Source organism: Pseudomonas sp. BT76 TE3572 (genome assembly GCF_050435365.1).
GTDB classification, from domain to species: Bacteria; Pseudomonadota; Gammaproteobacteria; order Pseudomonadales; family Pseudomonadaceae; genus Aquipseudomonas; species Aquipseudomonas fluorescens_W.
This window is the reverse complement of the sequence record NZ_JBNDKE010000001.1, coordinates 2,752,388-2,769,696: the sequence shown is the minus strand read 5'-3', so window position 1 is coordinate 2,769,696 and position 17,309 is coordinate 2,752,388. Positions and strand designations below refer to the sequence as shown.

At 59.9% G+C, this 17,309-nt stretch carries 19 protein-coding genes; 13 read left to right on the top strand and 6 right to left on the bottom strand.

Going from position 1 to position 17,309, the window contains the following annotated elements:
* Positions 1–140 precede the first annotated feature (140 nt).
* The 3 genes from ABH912_RS12710 to ABH912_RS12700 all read right to left on the bottom strand — a co-directional run bounded on the left by ABH912_RS12710 (position 141) and on the right by ABH912_RS12700 (position 2,267).
* Entirely contained in the window at positions 141–776 is a 636-nt protein-coding gene (locus ABH912_RS12710; RefSeq protein WP_033056907.1) for a LysE family translocator, read from the bottom strand.
* Between the two features lies 1 nt (position 777).
* On the bottom strand, positions 778–1,548 hold the full coding sequence (locus tag ABH912_RS12705) for a 2OG-Fe(II) oxygenase (RefSeq protein WP_033056908.1): 771 nt from the start codon (positions 1,546–1,548) through the stop codon (positions 778–780).
* 92 nt (positions 1,549–1,640) lie between these two features.
* A complete protein-coding gene (locus ABH912_RS12700; RefSeq protein ID WP_429510817.1) occupies positions 1,641–2,267 on the bottom strand; it encodes an alanyl-tRNA editing protein in 627 nt (208 codons plus the stop codon).
* Positions 2,268–2,358: 91 nt separating this feature from the next.
* Between ABH912_RS12700 and ABH912_RS12695 the strand changes: the two genes are divergently transcribed.
* A complete protein-coding gene (locus ABH912_RS12695; RefSeq protein ID WP_429510816.1) occupies positions 2,359–3,357 on the top strand; it encodes a LysR substrate-binding domain-containing protein in 999 nt (332 codons plus the stop codon).
* 64 nt (positions 3,358–3,421) lie between these two features.
* Here ABH912_RS12695 and ABH912_RS12690 read toward each other — a convergent pair whose 3' ends face one another.
* On the bottom strand, positions 3,422–3,829 hold the full coding sequence (locus tag ABH912_RS12690; RefSeq protein ID WP_008152400.1) for a PA2817 family protein: 408 nt from the start codon (positions 3,827–3,829) through the stop codon (positions 3,422–3,424).
* Positions 3,830–3,894: 65 nt separating this feature from the next.
* Positions 3,895–6,342: an acyl-CoA dehydrogenase gene (locus ABH912_RS12685; RefSeq protein WP_033056914.1), complete on the bottom strand. Its 2,448-nt coding sequence runs from the start codon at positions 6,340–6,342 to the stop codon at positions 3,895–3,897.
* Positions 6,343–6,591: 249 nt separating this feature from the next.
* Between ABH912_RS12685 and ABH912_RS12680 the strand changes: the two genes are divergently transcribed.
* The 4 genes from ABH912_RS12680 (at position 6,592) to ABH912_RS12665 (ending at position 9,760) form a co-directional block, all read left to right on the top strand.
* On the top strand, positions 6,592–7,251 hold the full coding sequence (locus ABH912_RS12680; protein ID WP_033056916.1) for a transglutaminase-like domain-containing protein: 660 nt from the start codon (positions 6,592–6,594) through the stop codon (positions 7,249–7,251).
* 43 nt (positions 7,252–7,294) lie between these two features.
* Positions 7,295–7,918: a glutathione S-transferase family protein gene (locus tag ABH912_RS12675; protein WP_429510815.1), complete on the top strand. Its 624-nt coding sequence runs from the start codon at positions 7,295–7,297 to the stop codon at positions 7,916–7,918.
* A gap of 133 nt (positions 7,919–8,051) precedes the next feature.
* Positions 8,052–8,984 (top strand): ABC transporter ATP-binding protein, encoded by a 933-nt coding sequence (locus ABH912_RS12670; RefSeq protein WP_008152392.1) that lies wholly within the window; start codon positions 8,052–8,054, stop codon positions 8,982–8,984.
* The gene (locus ABH912_RS12665; protein ID WP_429510814.1) at positions 8,981–9,760 is read left to right on the top strand and encodes an ABC transporter permease; all 780 of its coding nucleotides are present in this window, start codon (positions 8,981–8,983) and stop codon (positions 9,758–9,760) included. The genes ABH912_RS12670 and ABH912_RS12665 overlap by 4 nt, the downstream gene beginning before the upstream one ends.
* Before the next feature lie 45 nt (positions 9,761–9,805).
* Here the strand turns inward: ABH912_RS12665 and ABH912_RS12660 are convergent, their stop codons facing one another.
* Entirely contained in the window at positions 9,806–10,327 is a 522-nt protein-coding gene (locus ABH912_RS12660) for a DUF2062 domain-containing protein (protein ID WP_429510813.1), read from the bottom strand.
* 135 nt (positions 10,328–10,462) lie between these two features.
* Here ABH912_RS12660 and ABH912_RS12655 point away from each other — a divergent pair, with 135 nt between their 5' ends.
* From ABH912_RS12655 to murB, 8 genes are all read left to right on the top strand, one after another.
* Positions 10,463–12,685: a DNA internalization-related competence protein ComEC/Rec2 gene (locus ABH912_RS12655; protein WP_429510812.1), complete on the top strand. Its 2,223-nt coding sequence runs from the start codon at positions 10,463–10,465 to the stop codon at positions 12,683–12,685.
* 98 nt (positions 12,686–12,783) lie between these two features.
* A complete protein-coding gene (locus ABH912_RS12650) occupies positions 12,784–13,419 on the top strand; it encodes a MotA/TolQ/ExbB proton channel family protein (protein WP_033056924.1) in 636 nt (211 codons plus the stop codon).
* Positions 13,416–13,847 carry an ExbD/TolR family protein gene (locus tag ABH912_RS12645; RefSeq protein ID WP_033056926.1) on the top strand — a complete coding sequence of 144 codons (432 nt, stop codon included), beginning with the start codon at positions 13,416–13,418 and terminating at the stop codon, positions 13,845–13,847. Before ABH912_RS12650 ends, ABH912_RS12645 begins: the two co-directional genes overlap by 4 nt.
* On the top strand, positions 13,847–14,857 hold the full coding sequence (gene lpxK, locus ABH912_RS12640; protein ID WP_033056927.1) for a tetraacyldisaccharide 4'-kinase: 1,011 nt from the start codon (positions 13,847–13,849) through the stop codon (positions 14,855–14,857). The genes ABH912_RS12645 and lpxK overlap by 1 nt, the downstream gene beginning before the upstream one ends.
* 25 nt (positions 14,858–14,882) lie before the next feature.
* The gene (locus ABH912_RS12635; protein WP_007945752.1) at positions 14,883–15,068 is read left to right on the top strand and encodes a Trm112 family protein; all 186 of its coding nucleotides are present in this window, start codon (positions 14,883–14,885) and stop codon (positions 15,066–15,068) included.
* Positions 15,065–15,829: a 3-deoxy-manno-octulosonate cytidylyltransferase gene (kdsB, locus tag ABH912_RS12630; RefSeq protein WP_008152377.1), complete on the top strand. Its 765-nt coding sequence runs from the start codon at positions 15,065–15,067 to the stop codon at positions 15,827–15,829. The genes ABH912_RS12635 and kdsB overlap by 4 nt, the downstream gene beginning before the upstream one ends.
* Complete coding sequence (locus tag ABH912_RS12625; RefSeq protein WP_033056931.1) at positions 15,829–16,293, top strand: low molecular weight protein-tyrosine-phosphatase; 465 nt, start codon at positions 15,829–15,831, stop codon at positions 16,291–16,293. Before kdsB ends, ABH912_RS12625 begins: the two co-directional genes overlap by 1 nt.
* Positions 16,290–17,309, top strand: a complete 1,020-nt coding sequence (gene murB / locus ABH912_RS12620; protein ID WP_429510811.1) for a UDP-N-acetylmuramate dehydrogenase — start codon at positions 16,290–16,292, stop codon at positions 17,307–17,309. The genes ABH912_RS12625 and murB overlap by 4 nt, the downstream gene beginning before the upstream one ends.

Below are 17,309 nucleotides of genomic sequence, written 5' to 3'. Positions count from 1 at the left end.
AAACGTTCCCAAACTAACACCAGGAGTGAGCAGTACGGGAGTACCAGAAGTGAGATCTGTCGCACAGAAATGCAAAAGCGACGCAGAAACGAAAAAGGCCCGTCAGCCGACTGAGCGGGCCTTTTGCATGGGCGCAGGTTTTACATCGACAGAATCAGGCGCCCGGCGAACAGGATCAGAATCACCCCCATGGTGCGTTCAAACCAGTGCCCCATGCGCATAAACAGCAGCCGTACCCGGGCACTGGAAAAGAACAGCGCGACGATTACAAACCACAGCGCATTCACAAAACACATCCAGATTCCGTAAAGCGCCTGGATCTTCAGTGGCGTTGTGGCGCTGATGATGGTGGTGAAGATCGCCAGGAAAAACAGTGTGGCTTTCGGGTTGGTCGCGTTGGTCAGGAAACCGGTGGTAAATGCCTTCAGCAATGTCTGTTCTACGACCGGTTCGTCAGGCTTGTCGCCTTCCAGTACGGTCTTGGGCTTGCTGCGCAGCAGGCTGACGCCGAGGTACAAAATGTAAGCGCCACCCACAACCTTGGCCACCGTCAGCAGCCAAGGCGTCGTGTGCATCAACGCGCCGACCCCGAGCAAGGTGTAAAGCACGTGCACGGAAATGCCCGCACCGATGCCCAGCGCCGTGCAAATCCCGACCAGTCGACCGAAGCGCACACTTTGACGGATGGTCACTGCGAAGTCCGGTCCGGGTGCAACCACGGCCAGAAAGTGGATCGTTGCCAGCGCCAGAAACTCGCCCAGGTAATTCGAAAGCATTTCAACTCCAGAAAGTAAGGGGTGAAGCATTGCCGCGATAGCCGACAAAGAACGAAAGGCTCAAGCGCGGATCAGCCACACCCGGGGTCACCGAGTGCATGCAGCGCGAATTGAACATGATGAAATCACCCGGCTCGGGAAGAATCTCCAGGGTCGGAGTCCCGAGCAGCGCCGGATCGATGCCGTAACTGTCGCCACGCATTTCGTCGAACTGGTCCGGGGAGATGTCGTGGTCCCACATCTGCAGTGCCCCGCCCTCGGTGGGCATGTTCAGGTAAACATTGCAGGCGAACTGCGCTTCCAGGCTTTTGGCCTGGTAACTGTCCGGGGCGTCCTTGGCGAAAATGTCGTGGTGGGCCAGAAAACAGATCCCGGGTTTCACCACCCGGGACAGCCCGACATACATCTTGCGACCGTAGAGATTTTCCAGGTGCGCACCCGCCGGCCAGGACTCGTCGAGCATGCAGCGCAGGGTGTCGACGGGGGACGAATAGGGCGCACACCGGTTGCGCAACTCCGCAATGTTGCGGGTGGCGCGTTCGAAATAATCTTCGATCAGCAGCGGCTGGTTTTCCGCTTCATAAAACGCCATGCCGATGCGACCGATGCTCGGCGCATTGATATAGCCTTCGAAGCCAGGGGCAAGGATCTTGTCGCCAATCTGAATCGCCAGTGGCTTGGGCAACAAGCCTTTGACGCGGATGGCGAGGACTTCTTCGTTGGCCAGTTTTTTTATGCACGTCTCATCGAGACGCTCGACGTCAAGCATCATGTCTTAGGTCCATCTAACAAATAGTCAACAGAACCCGCGACCGCAGGTTCCCCCGGCGTCAGGCGATGACAGGAACGGCATCGCCCAAATGCTCAATCCACGCTGTAGTGGACTGACAGCGTTCCCTTCTTCAGTGAAAGGGAAGCGATCGTGACCGTGCCCAAATCCTTCAGGCTACGTACATGGGTGCCGCCGCAGCCGTAGGCGGGCAGTTCACCGAAACCGATTTCCCGGGCGCCTTCACGCATCGACGAGAGGCGCGGCAGATCTTCAGCGATCCACTGCTCGATGCCGAGTTGAATCATCTCGGCATCTACCTCTTTTGCCGACTCTGCCGGTTTGAATTGCACGCGTCCTTCGCCGGGCCAGTGATGAGCCTTGATCGGCATCCAGCCCATGGCCTGGACGAAGTGGCCGATCAGGTGGCCGGCGGAATGCATGCGTGAATTGAACTGGCGGCGTTGTTCGTCGACCCGAATCTGAGTCATGCCCGGTTTTATCGGATGGTCGACAAAATGAATGATCCGGTCCGGATCCTGAACCACGCGCAGCACCTGGCTTTCGCCGATCCAGCCGGTGTCGAAGGGCTGTCCACCGCCTTGGGGATGAAACAATGTGGCGCGCAATACCACGGCAAATTCGTTCTCGTGGGGCGTGCAATCCAGGACTTCCACATTGGCCTTGAGGTCATCACTATGGAAAAAGAGGCGAAGCGTCATATTCCATGCCCTTATTAAAAATTCTATTTTTTATTATATGGAGCGTGGAATTGCGTGATAATCCGTTCAAACATCAAAGGACTGTTGCGCTGTGAGCATAAATCTTCCACTACCGCTGCTTGGTGAAATGGCGATTTTCGTCAAGGTTGTCGAGACCGGCAGCTTCTCCGAGGCCGCTCGACAGTTGGGTTCTTCCCCCTCGGCGGTCAGTCGCAGCATTTCGCGCCTGGAGAAGGCACTCGCCACCCGATTACTGCAGCGAACCACGCGCAAGTTGCGCTTGAGCGACGGTGGTGAAGAGGTGTTCACGCGATGCCAGGAGATGGTCAGCGCAGCCAAGTCGGTGATGGAGATCAGCGGTCAGTTCACCCAGGAAGCGGAGGGACTGGTGCGCGTCAGTGTGCCGAAGGCGGTGGGGCGTTTCGTGATTCATCCGCATATGCCGGAATTTTTGCGTCGCTATCCCAAAGTGGATGTGGAGCTGTTGCTTGAAGACCGCCAGGTGGATTTGATCGACGACAACGTTGATCTGGCGATTCGAATTACAGATCGGCCGCCCCCTGGACTGGTCGGCCGGCAATTGCTCACCATCGATCATATGCTCTGTGCAACGCCGCAATACCTGGCCGAACACGGCACACCGACCCATCCCCACGACTTGCTCAACCACAGCTGCATCTATCTGGGCGAAACCCCGAGCGATGCCCGCTGGAAGTTCAAGAAAGGCACCAAGGCTGTCACCGTCGGCGTGCGCGGACGTTATGCGGCCAATCACACCGGCGTGCGCTTGGGCGCAGTGTTGCAGCACATCGGGATTGGCAGCCTGCCGTACTTCACCGCACGTTATGCGCTGGAGCAGGGGCTGATCGTGCAGGTGTTGCCGGACTGGACCTTTCTGGCGTCATACCACGGCGGTGCCTGGCTGCTGCATTCGCCAACCCGTTATCTGCCACCGAAGTTACGGGTGCTGATCGACTATCTGGTGGAGTGCCTGGAAAAGGAGCCGACCCTGAGCAAGCCGGGCAAGCCCAGTGCGTTGGGAAAAGTCGCTGCGCATTATGAGTTGCCCGAGAGTGATGGATTGCTCTGAAGCGAAGATCAAAAAAAGGCCCGCATGTTCAACCATGCGGGCCTTTTGCATTTCTGACCGAGGATCAGTGCTTGCTGTCGTCTTTCGACATCGCCAGCAGCTGTTTTTCCTGGTTCCAGTCGAAAGGTTCGTCGTTTTGTTCTGCTTCGAAACGACGTTCCTCCAACGCCTGGTACAAGTCGATTTCATCGTCGGGCATGTAATGCAGGCAGTCACCGGCGAAGTACCACAGCAGGTCACGCGGGACCAGGTGGGCGATTTGCGGGTAGCGGGTGATCACCTGGCACAGAATGTCCTGGCCCAGGTATTGGCTTTCGATCGGGTCGACCGGCAGCAACGCACGCAGTTCGTCGAAGCGCTCCAGGAACAAGGCATGGCTTTCTTCGGGAACCTGTTCGGCCTCACCTACGGCGACCAGGATGCTGCGCAGGTGGTCGAGCAAGACAAGATGATCGGCAACGACATTGGACACGAGATAAGTCCTCAAGAGCAAAACGGGCGCGGGAGTATAAAGCTCTCGCGCCCATTTTTACAGGATCAGCGGACCTTTCCGTCGGCCAGCGCGAGTTCGTCTTTGTCGAAATCATCGACATCGATCACCTTGCGCCGCGCCGCTTCGGCGTCACGCAGGGTCTGCGCCTCCACGGGCTGCAACACGCCCGCCTCAAGCGCTGTATCGATGACGTTTTCTCCGGCGACCGGTTTGACCTGACCGCTTTTGAGCGCGACATGAAGCTTTTTACGCAACGGTTGCGCGGCACTCAGCAGGTTACACGCATGTTGCAGGGCGCCGACCGGGTCATCAGTGGATTGCGGCCGGTAGCAACCGCCGAGCAACTCTTCCAGGGTTGGATCGCCCTTGGCGCGACCGATCACCGCCGCCACTTCGGCGCCGAGTTTGTCCGATGGCCCTTTGTGGCGACGACCGAACGGGAACACGATCACCCGCAACAGGCAACCCAACACCTTGTTCGGGAAGTTGGTCAGCAGTTCATCCATCGCTCGTTCCGACTGACCCAGACTTTCTTCCATGGCCCAGGTAAACAGCGGTGCCATGTGCTCCGGCGAATCGAGGTCGTGGTAACGCTTGAGTGCGGCGGAGGCGAGGTACATGTTGCTGAGCACATCCCCAAGACGCGCCGACAGACGCTCGCGTCGTTTCAATTCGCCGCCCAGCAGCATCATGCTCAGGTCGGCGAGCAGGGCGAACGCAGCAGCCTGGCGATTGAGGGCACGGAAGTAACCCTGGCTGAGCTTGTCGCCTGGCGCGTGTTCGAAGTGACCGAAACCAAGGTTCAGCACCAGCGTGCTGGCGGCGTTACTCACGGCGAAACCGATGTGCTTGAGCAGCAGGCCATCAAACTCTGTGAGGGCCTGGTCCTTGTCTTCACGACTGGCGAGGGCCATTTCCTTGAGCACGAATGGATGGCAGCGAATCGCGCCCTGACCGAAGATCATCAGGTTGCGCGAGAGAATGTTCGCGCCTTCCACGGTGATGAAAATCGGCGCGCCGTTCCAGCTGCGACCGAGGTAGTTGTTCGGCCCCATGATGATTGCCTTGCCGCCATGAACATCCATGGCGTGGCTGATGCACTCGCGGCCGCGTTCAGTGAGGTGGTACTTGAGAATCGCCGACAGCACCGACGGCTTCTCGCCCAAATCCACCGCATTGGCCGTGAGCATCCGCGCCGCGTCCATCATCCAGGCGTTGCCGCCGATACGGGCCATCGCTTCCTGAATCCCTTCGAAGGCCGACAGTGGAACGTTGAACTGTTCACGGACCTGAGCGTACTGGCCGGTCACCAGGCTGGTGAACTTGGCGGCGCCGGTGCCGACCGCTGGCAACGAAATCGAACGCCCGACCGACAGGCAGTTCATCAGCATCATCCAGCCTTTGCCGATCATTTCCTGGCCGCCGATGAGGAACTCCAACGGTACGAAGACGTCTTTGCCGGAGTTCGGGCCGTTCATGAATGAAGCGCCCAACGGCAAGTGACGGCGGCCGATTTCAACACCGGCGGTATCGGTCGGGATCAACGCCAGACTGATCCCCAGGTCTTCCTCCTCACCCAGCAGGTGGTCCGGGTCGTAGGCCTTGAACGCGAGGCCGAGCAGGGTGGCGACTGGTCCCAGCGTGATGTAACGCTTCTCCCAGTTCAGGCGCAGGCCCAAGGTTTCCTTGCCTTCCCATTCACCTTTGCAGATCACCCCGGTGTCGGGCATGGAGCCGGCATCGGAGCCGGCCAGTGGCCCGGTCAGTGCGAAGCACGGGATGTCATCGCCGCGCGCCAGTCGTGGCAGGTAGTGGTTGCGTTGCTCGTCGGTGCCGTAATGCAGCAGCAGTTCGGCCGGGCCGAGGGAGTTGGGGACCATCACGGTGGACGCGAGGTCGCCGCTGCGGGTTGCCAGTTTCATCGCCACCTGAGAGTGGGCATAGGCGGAGAAACCTTTGCCGCCAAACTCCTTGGGAATGATCAGGGCGAAGAAGCCGTTTTCCTTGATGTAGGCCCAGGCTTCGGGAGGCAGGTCCATGTCTTGACCGATCTGCCAGTCGCTGACCATGGCGCAGAGTTCTTCGGTCGGGCCGTCGATGAAGGCCTGTTCCTCTTCGCTCAGCTGCGCTTTTGGATAGGACAGCAGTTTTTTCCAGTCCGGGCGACCGCTGAACAGTTCGCCGTCCCACCACACCGTGCCCGCATCGATTGCATCGCGTTCGGTTTGCGACATCGGCGGCAGGGTTTTCTGGAACCAGCTGAACAGCGGTGCGCTGAAAAATTTGCGGCGCAGGTCGGGCAACAACAAAGGCGCAGCCACGGCCGCGATCAGCACCCAGAAAATCAGCAACAGCCAGCCTGGCGCGTGGCTGAAAGCGCCCATCACCACCACGTAAACGGCAACGACGCACAGGGCAGGCAGTGGCGCGATGCGTCGGTGGGCTAAATAGGCAATCCCGACAACCAGAACCAGTATCCACAACAGCAGCATATTTAATCCTCCGTGAAACCAGGGCAAAACCAACGTTCAGAGCTTAGACGGCATCCGCAAAACAGGTTGGTCAGAGCGATGTGATTGAATTCGTGGGAAACCATGGATGAGTTTTGTAGGCCTTGCGGGCAACAGGCCTCGGAAATCGTTCGTTGGGCGGGCGGCAAAGCGTCCATGTTTGGCCGAAACGTCGTTGTCTCTGTGCTGAGCGTGTCGCTAGACTCGTGGCTTCCCCAGGAGATTGTTCTCATGCACGAGTATCTGAGTCCCGGCCGCTTCATCGATAGTGACCACCCGTCGGTGGTGGAGTTCGCCGAAAAACATCGCGGCAGTCATCGCGATCCTCTAGAGCAGGCGATCAATCTCTATTACGCCGTGCGCGAAGCCGTGCGTTACAACCCTTACACCTTCAGTCGCGACCCGGGCACCTTGCGCGGTAGTTATGCGTTGGCGGCGGGGGAGAGTTATTGCGTGCCCAAAGCCACGCTGCTGGCAGGTGCGGCCCGTCATTGCGGGATCCCTGCACGGATCGGCCTGGCGGATGTACGCAATCATTTATCGACGCCACGTTTGCTTGAATTGCTCAAGAGCGACGTGTTCGCCATGCACGGCTATACGGAGCTGTATCTGAATGGTCGTTGGGTCAAAGCCACGCCAGCGTTCAACCAAGGCTTGTGCGAATTGTTCAATGTCGCCCCCCTGGAATTCGACGGAATCAACGACAGCGTTTTCCATCCGTTCAATCGCGACGGCGAGCAATTGATGGAGTACCTGATCGATCACGGCCAGTTCACCGACGTGCCTGAAGCGTTCTTTTTCGAGCATCTGGAGAAGTGCTATCCGCATCTGTTCAGCGACACACTGCCCGTGCTGCTGGGTGACATGCAGAGCGATTTGAGTCACGCCTGATCCGGCGTATGCTGCCTGCGCATTCATCCATAAAGAGGCGGTCATGCTGAAGATCTGGGGTCGGAAAAACTCGTCGAATGTCAGAAAACCTTTGTGGGCCGCCGAGGAGCTGGGCCTGGCTTATGAAGCCATCGATGCGGGCGGCGCCTTTGGTGTAGTCGATACGCCGCAGTACCGCGCGATGAACCCCAATGGTCGCGTGCCGGTGATTGAAGACGATGGTTTCGTGCTGTGGGAATCCAACGCCATCGTGCGTTACCTGATGGCTCGCCACGCCAACGGCACCGCCTGGTATCCAGAGGATCTGCAAGCCCGGGCCTCTGCCGACAAGTGGATGGACTGGGCCACTTCAAGTTTTGCCGGGCCGTTCCGCACGGTGTTCTGGGGCGTATTGCGCACCCCGGAAGACCAGCAGGACTGGCCGGCCATCAACGCTGCGATCAAGGAGTGCGATGGCCTGCTGTCCATGGCTGATCAGGCGCTGGCGACCCAACCGTACTTGTCCGGCGATGAGATCGGCATGGGCGACATTCCTCTGGGCAGCTTCATTTATGCCTGGTTCGAGATGCCGATCGAGCGCGCACCGCAGCCTCATCTGCAAGCCTGGTATGCACGACTGAAACAGCGTCCGGCGTATCAGAAAGCGGTTATGACCGCGTTGACTTAATACTCACTATCGACACACTTGACTGTACTTGTGTGGCGGCGACAAGCACCATTGCGCTCGTGCGCCGCGGTTGTATTAGTCGCCGCCCGCCCTGATTTGTCCCTTTCTTCCCTTCTTGGTGCGTAAATCCGATATGAGTTCCGCTCTGTCCATCCGGCAGCTAACCAAAACCTACGGCAACGGTTTCCAGGCCCTGAGTGGTATCGATCTGGACGTCGCCGAAGGTGACTTTTTCGCCTTGCTCGGCCCTAACGGCGCCGGCAAATCCACGACCATCGGCATTCTCTCGACCCTGGTGAACAAGACCAGCGGGACGGTGAATATCTTCGGTCACGACCTGGACAAGAATCCTGCGCAACTCAAGCGCTCCATCGGTGTGGTTCCTCAGGAATTCAACTTCAACCAGTTCGAAAAAACCTTCGACATCGTCGTGACCCAGGCCGGTTATTACGGCATCCCGCCGAAAATCGCCAAGGAACGCGCCGAGCAGTACCTGACCCAGCTGGGCCTGTGGGACAAGCGCGATACGCCATCGCGTTCACTGTCCGGCGGCATGAAGCGTCGACTGATGATCGCCCGTGCGCTGGTTCACGAACCGCGCCTGCTGATCCTCGACGAACCGACGGCGGGTGTGGACATCGAACTGCGTCGCTCGATGTGGACGTTCCTCACCGAGTTGAACAAGAAAGGCATCACCATCATTCTCACCACCCACTACCTGGAAGAGGCTGAGCAGTTGTGCCGCAACATCGGCATCATCGACCACGGCACCATCGTCGAGAACACCAGCATGAAACAGTTGCTCGGCCAACTGCATGTGGAAACGTTCCTGCTCGACCTCAAAAACACTGTGCAAACCGCGCCGCAGTTGCTCGGTTACCCGACCAAGTTGCTCGACAGCCACACCCTGGAAGTTCAGGTCGACAAGGCCATGGGCATCACCGCGCTGTTCACCCAATTGGCGCAGCAGAACATCGAAGTGTTGAGCCTGCGTAACAAAACCAATCGCCTCGAGGAGTTGTTCGTGTCCCTGGTGGAGAAAAATCTGTCGAAGGTGGCGGTATGAGTTCCGAGCTGCAACCCAACCTCGTTGCCCTCAACACCATCGTTTACCGAGAGGTCAAACGCTTTACCCGGATCTGGCCGCAGACGTTGCTGCCGCCAGCCATCACCATGGTTCTGTACTTCGTGATCTTCGGCAATCTGATCGGCCGGCAGATCGGTGACATGGGTGGCTTCACTTATATGGAGTACATCGTGCCGGGGCTGATCATGATGTCGGTGATCACCAACTCCTACGGCAACGTGGTCTCGAGTTTCTTCGGCAGCAAGTTCCAGCGATCCATCGAAGAATTGATGGTGTCGCCCGTGTCGCCGCATACGATTCTGATCGGCTACACCCTGGGCGGCGTGCTGCGTGGCTTGATGGTCGGGCTCATCGTGACCCTCCTTTCGCTGTTCTTCACCAAGTTGCAGGTGCATCACCTGGGCGTGACCGTTCTGGTGGTGGTGCTGACGGCGACGATCTTCTCGCTGCTGGGCTTCATCAACGCCGTGTTTGCGCGCAACTTCGATGACATCTCGATCATCCCGACGTTTGTGCTGACACCGCTGACTTACCTGGGCGGGGTGTTCTACTCGATCTCCTTGCTGCCGCCATTCTGGCAGACCGTGTCCCTGGCCAACCCGGTGCTGCACATGGTCAACGCTTTCCGTTACGGCATTCTTGGCGTTTCTGACATCAAGATCAGCGTGGCGATCACCTTCATGCTGGTGGCGACCGTGGTGTTGTACATCGGTTGCGCACGGCTGCTGGTCAGTGGTCGCGGGATGCGCACGTAATCGCGCACTGCTCAATCAGAAACGGCACCTCAGGGTGCCGTTTTTTTATTCTTGCGTTCGTCTTTTCTGGCGCCGCCGCCACTGCCGTCCGACCCACCAGCGCCAGTACATCATGGTCAGGCAATAGGCGAGCGCGCCGAGCACCAGTCCCGTCACCACCGAACCGAGTAAAAACGGCTGCCAAAGAGTCGAGAGTTCGCCGCTGATCCATTCCCAGGTCAATTCGTCCGGTAAATGGCGAGTGGGAACGTCCATCAGCCAGGCACCGGTCTGGTAAGTGCAGAAGAACACCGCCGGCATAGTGATCGGATTGGTCAGCCAGACCAGGCTGACCGCAATCGGCATGTTGCCGCGCACCATGATGGCGAGAATGGCGGCGACCAGCATCTGCAGTGGAATCGGCAGGAACGCCGCGAACAAACCCACCGCCATGGCCCGTGCGACGGAATGGCGGTTGAGGTGCCAGAGGTTCGGGTCATGCAGCAGGGTGCCGAGAAAGCGTAAGGACTTGTGTTCCCTGATGCTGGTCGGGTCTGGCATGTAACGTTTGAATAAGCGCCGGGGCATAAGGCTTCTCGGTCGGTTAAGGCGGCAAGTATGTCTGGATTCTATGACCCGCCCATTCAGACTTTGTGACAATTAATAACGATGCCCGTGCGATTAGCCGGCTATGCCTAGTAGGGGACTCTCAAGGACGGGCGTATGCGCACAGGGATGATGGCGCTGGCGTTGGGTCTGTTGATCCTGCGTTTTTTACCGGTATTACCGCCGGTCTGGTTATGGATGTTGCTGCCGGTAATCGGTTTGATGGTGCTGCCGTTTCGCAGCTATCCACTGGCATTTTTCCTGTTCGGCTTCAGTTGGGCAGGCGCGAATGCACAGTGGGCGCTGGATGATCGGCTGCCGATGAGCCTCGATGGCGAAACCCGTTGGGTCGAAGGGCGGGTGACGGGATTGCCCCAGAACAATGAGGCCGTCGTGCGTTTCGAGTTGGCGGACGCCCGGTCGAGGCATGGCAAGGTGCCGCAACGGATGCGCCTGGCCTGGTATGACGGGCCGCCGGTCAACAGCGGCGAACATTGGCGACTGGCGGTCAAGTTGAAGCGTCCCGCGGGACTGCTCAATCCCCATGCTTTCGATTACGACGCCTGGCTGCTGGCGCAACGCATCGGGGCTACCGGGACGGTCAAGGATGGCGAGCGACTCAAGGAAGCTCAATGGGCCTGGCGCGACGGCATCCGTCAGCGCTTGCAGGCCGTGGATGCCCAGGGGCGAACGGGTGCGCTGACGGCGTTGGTGCTGGGGGACGGCGCCGGACTGAGTCGCGAAGACTGGCAGGTGCTGCAAGACACCGGCACCGTCCATCTGTTGGTGATTTCCGGACAACACATCGGGTTGTTGGCAGGGCTGGTGTATCTGCTGATCGCCGGGCTGGCCCGTTATGGCCTGTGGCCGAAACGCTTGCCTTGGCTGCCGTGGGCCTGTGGACTCGCGTTCGCGGCCGCTCTCGGTTATGGGCTGCTGGCCGGTTTCGAGGTGCCAGTGCGGCGGGCCTGCGTGATGATCGGTCTGGTGCTGTTGTGGCGCCTGCGATTTCGTCACCTCGGCGCCTGGTGGCCGCTGTTGCTGGCGCTCGACGGTGTTTTGCTGCTGGATCCACTGGCGAGTCTGCAACCGGGTTTCTGGCTGTCGTTCGCGGCAGTGGCGGTGTTGATCTTCACCTTCGGCGGTCGGCTGGGCCCATGGCGTTGGTGGCAAACGTGGACCCGCGCCCAATGGCTGATCGCGATCGGTCTGTGCCCGTTGCTGCTGGTGCTCGGGTTGCCGATCAGTCTCAGCGGGCCGGTGGCCAATTTGCTCGCGGTGCCGTGGATCAGCCTGGTGGTGCTGCCTCCGGCATTGCTGGGTACGTTGCTTTTACCCCTTCCTTACGTGGGCGAAGGGTTGCTGTGGTTGGCGGGAGGTTTGATCGACCTCTTGTTCAACGGCCTGACGCTGATGGCCGGGTACTTGCCCGCGTGGGTGCCGGTGGCCATCCCGTTGTGGATCTGGGCACTCGGCACACTCGGTGCCTTTCTACTATTGATGCCTCGAGGTGTGCCGTTTCGCTCGCTGGGTTGGCCGATGCTGCTGTTGCTGGTTTTTCCACCCCGGCAGGTCTTGCCTGAAGGCATCGCCGAAGTCTGGCAGCTGGATGTCGGCCAGGGTTTGGCCATCCTGGTGCGCACCCGCCATCACACACTGTTGTATGACACCGGGCCACGTTTCGGCGATTTCGACCTGGGTGAGCGGGTGGTGCTGCCGACATTACGCAAACTGGGTGTGAATGGGCTCGATTTGATGCTGATCAGCCATGCTGACGCCGATCATGCGGGCGGCGCCCGGGCCGTTGCCAATGGCCTGCCGGTGAAACGGGTGGTCAGTGGCGATCCCCCGGCGCTGTCGGCCGAGTTGCAGGCAGAAGGCTGCGAGAGCGGTAAGCAATGGGTCTGGGATGATGTGAGGTTCCAGCTCTGGCAATGGTCTTCGGCCAGCGACAGCAATCAAAAATCCTGCGTCCTGCAGATCGAGGCCAACGGTGAGCGTCTGTTACTGACCGGTGATATAGACGCCGCAGCCGAGCAAGCTTTGCTCGACAGTCCACTGGCCGTCACCACCGATTGGTTGCAGGCGCCGCACCACGGCAGTCGCAGTTCATCTTCCATGGCGCTGCTTGCCGGGCTGCAACCCAAAGCAGTGCTGATCTCCCGCGGTCAGGGCAATTCATTCGGTCATCCCCATCCCACGGTCATGGCGCGCTATCGAAAGCGCGGCCTATCGATCCATGACAGCGCCGAGCAGGGTGCCATCCGTCTGCAACTGGGACGCTTCAAGCCGCCATGGACGATGCGTCAAGAACGGCGTTTCTGGCGCTCTGCGCAGTAACCCGGAGTGATCAAAGACCGACTGGATGCGACATCACGGTCTTCGGTGCGCTCACCCCCTATGTTAGAGTGGCGCACTTTTTCGAGGGGACTGTCACTGTGTGGGAATTGGTCAAATCCGGCGGATGGATGATGATACCGATCATTCTGAGTTCCATCGCAGCCATGGCGATCGTCGCCGAACGTCTCTGGACCCTGCGAGCCAGCCGTGTGACCCCGGAGCATTTGCTCGGGCAGGTCTGGGTCTGGATCAAGGACAAACAACTCAATAAAGACAAACTCAAGGAACTGCGCGCCAACTCGCCGTTGGGCGAGATCCTGGCTGCCGGCCTGGCCAACTCCAGGCATGGTCGCGAGATCATGAAAGAGTGCATAGAAGAAGCCGCCGCGCGAGTGGTTCACGAACTCGAGCGCTACATCAATGCGCTGGGCACTATCGCCGCCATGGCCCCGTTGCTGGGTCTGTTGGGGACGGTGTTGGGCATGATCGATATCTTCAGCGCATTCATGGGTTCGGGCATGACCACCAACGCCGCCGTATTGGCCGGTGGTATCTCCAAGGCGCTGATAACCACAGCCGCAGGCCTCATGGTCGGCATCCCGGCGGTGTTCTTCCACCGGTTCCTGCAACGCCGGATCGATGAGCTGGTGGTGGGCATGGAGCAGGAAGCGATCAAACTGGTCGAGGTGGTGCAGGGCGACCGCGATGTTGACCTTAATGGGGGCAAAGCGTGAAATTCCGCCGCAAACCGCGGGAAACGGTAGACATCAACCTCGCGTCGCTGATCGACGTGGTGTTTATCCTGCTGCTGTTTTTCGTCGTGACCACCACCTTTACCCGTGAAACCCAATTGCGTGTCGATCTGCCGGAAGCGGTCAGCGGTTCACCTGCCGAAGACCAGCAGGTCAAGCATCTGGACGTTGCCATCAGTGCCGAGGGCGTATTTTCGGTGAACAACCAATTGTTGCCGAAAAACGACCTGGCCTCGTTGATGGATGCGCTGCAAAAAGAATCCAGTGGCGACACCAACCTGCCACTGTCCATCAGCGCTGATGGCAAGACTCAGCATCAGTCTGTTATCACCGCCATGGACGCCGCCGGCAAACTCGGTTTCAGTCACCTGCGCATGACCACTGTCGAGGCGGCGCCGCCCGCGCCCTGATGGCCATGTCCGACCGCTTGCTCGCCGCGTGGTACCAAGGTCATCCGGCCCTGAAGCTGTTGCAGCCACTTGAGTGGCTGTATCGGCGCGTGGTCAATAACAAGCGCAAGCGTTTTCTGGCGGGTGAGGGAGAGATCTATCAACCGCCAGTGCCGCTGATCGTAGTCGGTAACATCACCGTCGGTGGCACCGGCAAGACGCCGCTGATTCTGTGGATGATCCAGCACTGCCAGCGCAGTGGCCTGCGGGTCGGCGTGGTCAGCCGCGGTTACGGCGCCAAACCGCCGCAACTGCCGTGGCGGGTTGAGGCGGATCAAAGCGCCGATATCGCGGGCGACGAACCGCTGTTGATCGTCCAGCGCACCGGCGTTCCGTTGATGATCGACCCGGACCGCAGCAGCGCCGTCAAAGCCCTGCTGGCAAGTGAGCCACTGGACCTGATCCTGTCCGATGACGGCATGCAGCATTACCGTCTGGCCCGCGACCTGGAGCTGGTGTTGATCGACGCCGCCCGCGGCCTGGGCAACCAGCGTTGCCTGCCCGCCGGGCCGTTGCGCGAACCGGTCGAGCGTCTGCAAAGTGTCGACGCGGTGCTGTACAACGGTGCCGATGCCGATCGCGACGGCGGTTTTGCCTTTCAGCTTCAACCCACCGAATTGATCAATCTGCAAAGCGGCGAGCGGCGTCCCCTCGATCACTTCCCCGCAGGCCAGGCACTGCACGCCGTGGCCGGGATCGGCAATCCGCAGCGTTTCTTCACAACCCTCGAAACGCTACACTGGCAGCCAGTGCCGCATGCGTTTGCCGACCACGCCGAATACAGCGTGCAGGCCTTGAATTTCACACCGTCATTGCCGTTGGTGATGACCGAAAAGGACGCGGTGAAGTGCCGTGCCTTCGCCGCCGCCGATTGGTGGTACCTGGCGGTCGATGCTGCGCCATCGCCGGCCTTCGTGGCCTGGTTCGATACGCAGCTGATGCGCCTGTTGCCGGCTCGTCTTTTGCCTTAAATCCGTTTTTATCCAGGGAATGCTCATGGACACCAAATTGCTCGATATCCTCGCTTGCCCGGTCTGCAAAGGCCCGCTCAAGCTCAGTGCCGACAAAACCGAGCTGATCAGCAAGGGCGCAGGCCTGGCTTACCCGATTCGCGACGGCATCCCGGTGATGCTCGAGACCGAAGCCCGCACCCTGACCACCGACGAGCGCCTGGATAAATGACCACAGCCTTTACCGTTGTCATTCCATCGCGTTACGCCTCCACCCGCTTGCCGGGCAAACCGCTGCTACTGATCGCCGGCAAGCCGATGATCCAGCACGTCTGGGAACAGGCGAGCAAAAGCAGCGCCCAGCGCGTGGTGGTTGCTACTGACGATGCGCGCATCGTCGAGGCCTGCAAAGGGTTTGGCGCTGAAGTGGTGCTGACCCGCGAAGATCACAATTCCGGCACCGACCGTCTGGCGGAAGTCGCCGCGAAGCTGGGCCTGGCGCCCGACGCCATTGTGGTCAACGTTCAGGGTGACGAACCGCTGATCCCGCCGAGTGTGATCGATCAGGTTGCCGCCAACCTGGCCGCCCACACCGAAGCGCGCATGGCCACGCTGGCCGAGCCGATCGAAGACGTGGAAACCCTGTTCAATCCCAACGTGGTTAAGGTCGTCAGCGACCTTAATGGCCTGGCGCTGACTTTCAGTCGCGCCACGTTGCCGTGGGCCCGGGACGCGTTCGCCAAAAGCCGCGAGCAATTGCCGGAAGGCGTGCCGTATCGCCGCCACATTGGCATCTATGCCTACCGTGCCGGTTTCCTGCATGACTTCGTCAGCTGGGGCCCGTGCTGGCTGGAAAATACCGAATCCCTGGAACAACTGCGTGCCCTGTGGCACGGCGTGCGGATTCACGTCGCCGATGCACTGATCGCACCGCCAACCGGTGTCGACACCGTTGAAGACCTTGAGCGCGTTCGTCGCCTGCTGGAGGCCTGATGCGGGTTTTGTTTGTCTGCCTGGGCAACATCTGCCGTTCTCCGACGGCCGAAGGCGTGCTACGACACAAACTGCGCGAAGCGGGGCTGGCCGATCAAATCGAAGTTGCCTCCGCCGGCACCGGTGACTGGCACGTCGGCAAGGCCCCGGACAAGCGCAGTCAGGCGGCGGCCAAGCGGCGCGGTTATGACCTGTCCGCTCAGCGCGCCCAGCAAGTGTCCCGCGCCGATTTCGCCACCTACGACCTGATTCTGGCGATGGACCACAGCAACCTGCGCAATCTCGAGGCCATGCAACCGGCCAGGGGCAAGGCCGAGCTGGACCTGTTCCTGCGTCGCTACCAGTCGGAAATCGATGAAGTACCGGATCCGTACTACGACGGCGACCAAGGCTTTGAGCAGGTGCTGGACCTGATCGAGCGCGCCAGTGATTTGCTGGTGATCGAATTGAAGGGACGGTTATGAGTTTGCAGGTTCAACCCCGGGTTTCGCTCAAACCGTTCAACACCTTCGGCGTTGACGTTCAGGCCCGGCTGTTTGCCGAGGCCCACAGCGATGCCGACGTGCGTGAAGCCCTGGCCTATGCGGTGGAACATGACGTGTCGCTGCTGGTGATTGGCGGTGGCAGCAATTTGCTGCTGACGGCCGATATCCAGTCGCTGGTGCTGCGCATGGCCACGCGCGGGATTCGCATCCTGAGCGATGACGGCAGCAAGGTCGTGATCGAAGCCGAGGCCGGCGAGCCTTGGCACCCGTTCGTGCAGCACACCTTGGCGCAAGGTTTGTCGGGCCTGGAAAACCTCAGCCTGATTCCCGGCACGGTCGGCGCGGCACCGATGCAGAACATCGGCGCCTATGGCGTGGAGATCAAGGACGTGTTCGCCGGCCTGACCGCGCTGGATCGCCAGACCGGCGACTTGCGGGATTTCACCCTGGAAGAATGCAACTTCGCCTACCGCGACAGCCTGTTCAAGCAGGAACCTGGGCGTTGGTTGATCCTGAGGGTACGTTTCATCCTGGGCCGCGCCGCGCACCTGCATCTGGAGTACGGCCCGGTGCGTCAGCGCCTGACCGAGCAAGGCATCGATCACCCGACCGCCACCGATGTCAGCCAGGCGATTTGCAGCATCCGCAACGAAAAGCTTCCGGACCCGGCAGTGCTCGGCAATGCCGGCAGCTTCTTCAAGAATCCTTTGGTGCCAGCGGCGCTGGTCGCGCAACTCAAAGGTGAATACCCGGATCTGGTGGCCTACGCGCAACCTGACGGGCAGATGAAACTGGCGGCGGGCTGGCTGATCGAGCGAGCCGGCTGGAAAGGTTTCCGTGACGCCGACGCCGGCGTGCATAAATTGCAGGCGCTGGTGCTGGTCAACTACGGCAACGCGACGGGTCTGCAATTGCTGGACCTGGCGCAACGCATCCAGAAAGACATTTCAGAACGTTTCCATGTCGACCTGGAAATGGAGCCCAATCGGTATTGA

Coding starts and splice junctions, on each gene's coding strand:
- ABH912_RS12710 (WP_033056907.1), bottom strand. CDS start 776: ATGCTTTCGAATTACCTGGGCGAGTTTCTGGCGCTGGCAACGATCCAC.
- ABH912_RS12705 (WP_033056908.1), bottom strand. CDS start 1,548: ATGATGCTTGACGTCGAGCGTCTCGATGAGACGTGCATAAAAAAACTG.
- ABH912_RS12700 (WP_429510817.1), bottom strand. CDS start 2,267: ATGACGCTTCGCCTCTTTTTCCATAGTGATGACCTCAAGGCCAATGTG.
- ABH912_RS12685 (WP_033056914.1), bottom strand. CDS start 6,342: ATGCTGCTGTTGTGGATACTGGTTCTGGTTGTCGGGATTGCCTATTTA.
- ABH912_RS12680 (WP_033056916.1), top strand. CDS start 6,592: ATGCACGAGTATCTGAGTCCCGGCCGCTTCATCGATAGTGACCACCCG.
- ABH912_RS12675 (WP_429510815.1), top strand. CDS start 7,295: ATGCTGAAGATCTGGGGTCGGAAAAACTCGTCGAATGTCAGAAAACCT.
- ABH912_RS12670 (WP_008152392.1), top strand. CDS start 8,052: ATGAGTTCCGCTCTGTCCATCCGGCAGCTAACCAAAACCTACGGCAAC.
- ABH912_RS12665 (WP_429510814.1), top strand. CDS start 8,981: ATGAGTTCCGAGCTGCAACCCAACCTCGTTGCCCTCAACACCATCGTT.
- ABH912_RS12660 (WP_429510813.1), bottom strand. CDS start 10,327: ATGCCCCGGCGCTTATTCAAACGTTACATGCCAGACCCGACCAGCATC.
- ABH912_RS12655 (WP_429510812.1), top strand. CDS start 10,463: ATGCGCACAGGGATGATGGCGCTGGCGTTGGGTCTGTTGATCCTGCGT.
- lpxK (WP_033056927.1), top strand. CDS start 13,847: ATGGCCATGTCCGACCGCTTGCTCGCCGCGTGGTACCAAGGTCATCCG.
- ABH912_RS12635 (WP_007945752.1), top strand. CDS start 14,883: ATGGACACCAAATTGCTCGATATCCTCGCTTGCCCGGTCTGCAAAGGC.
- kdsB (WP_008152377.1), top strand. CDS start 15,065: ATGACCACAGCCTTTACCGTTGTCATTCCATCGCGTTACGCCTCCACC.
- ABH912_RS12625 (WP_033056931.1), top strand. CDS start 15,829: ATGCGGGTTTTGTTTGTCTGCCTGGGCAACATCTGCCGTTCTCCGACG.
- murB (WP_429510811.1), top strand. CDS start 16,290: ATGAGTTTGCAGGTTCAACCCCGGGTTTCGCTCAAACCGTTCAACACC.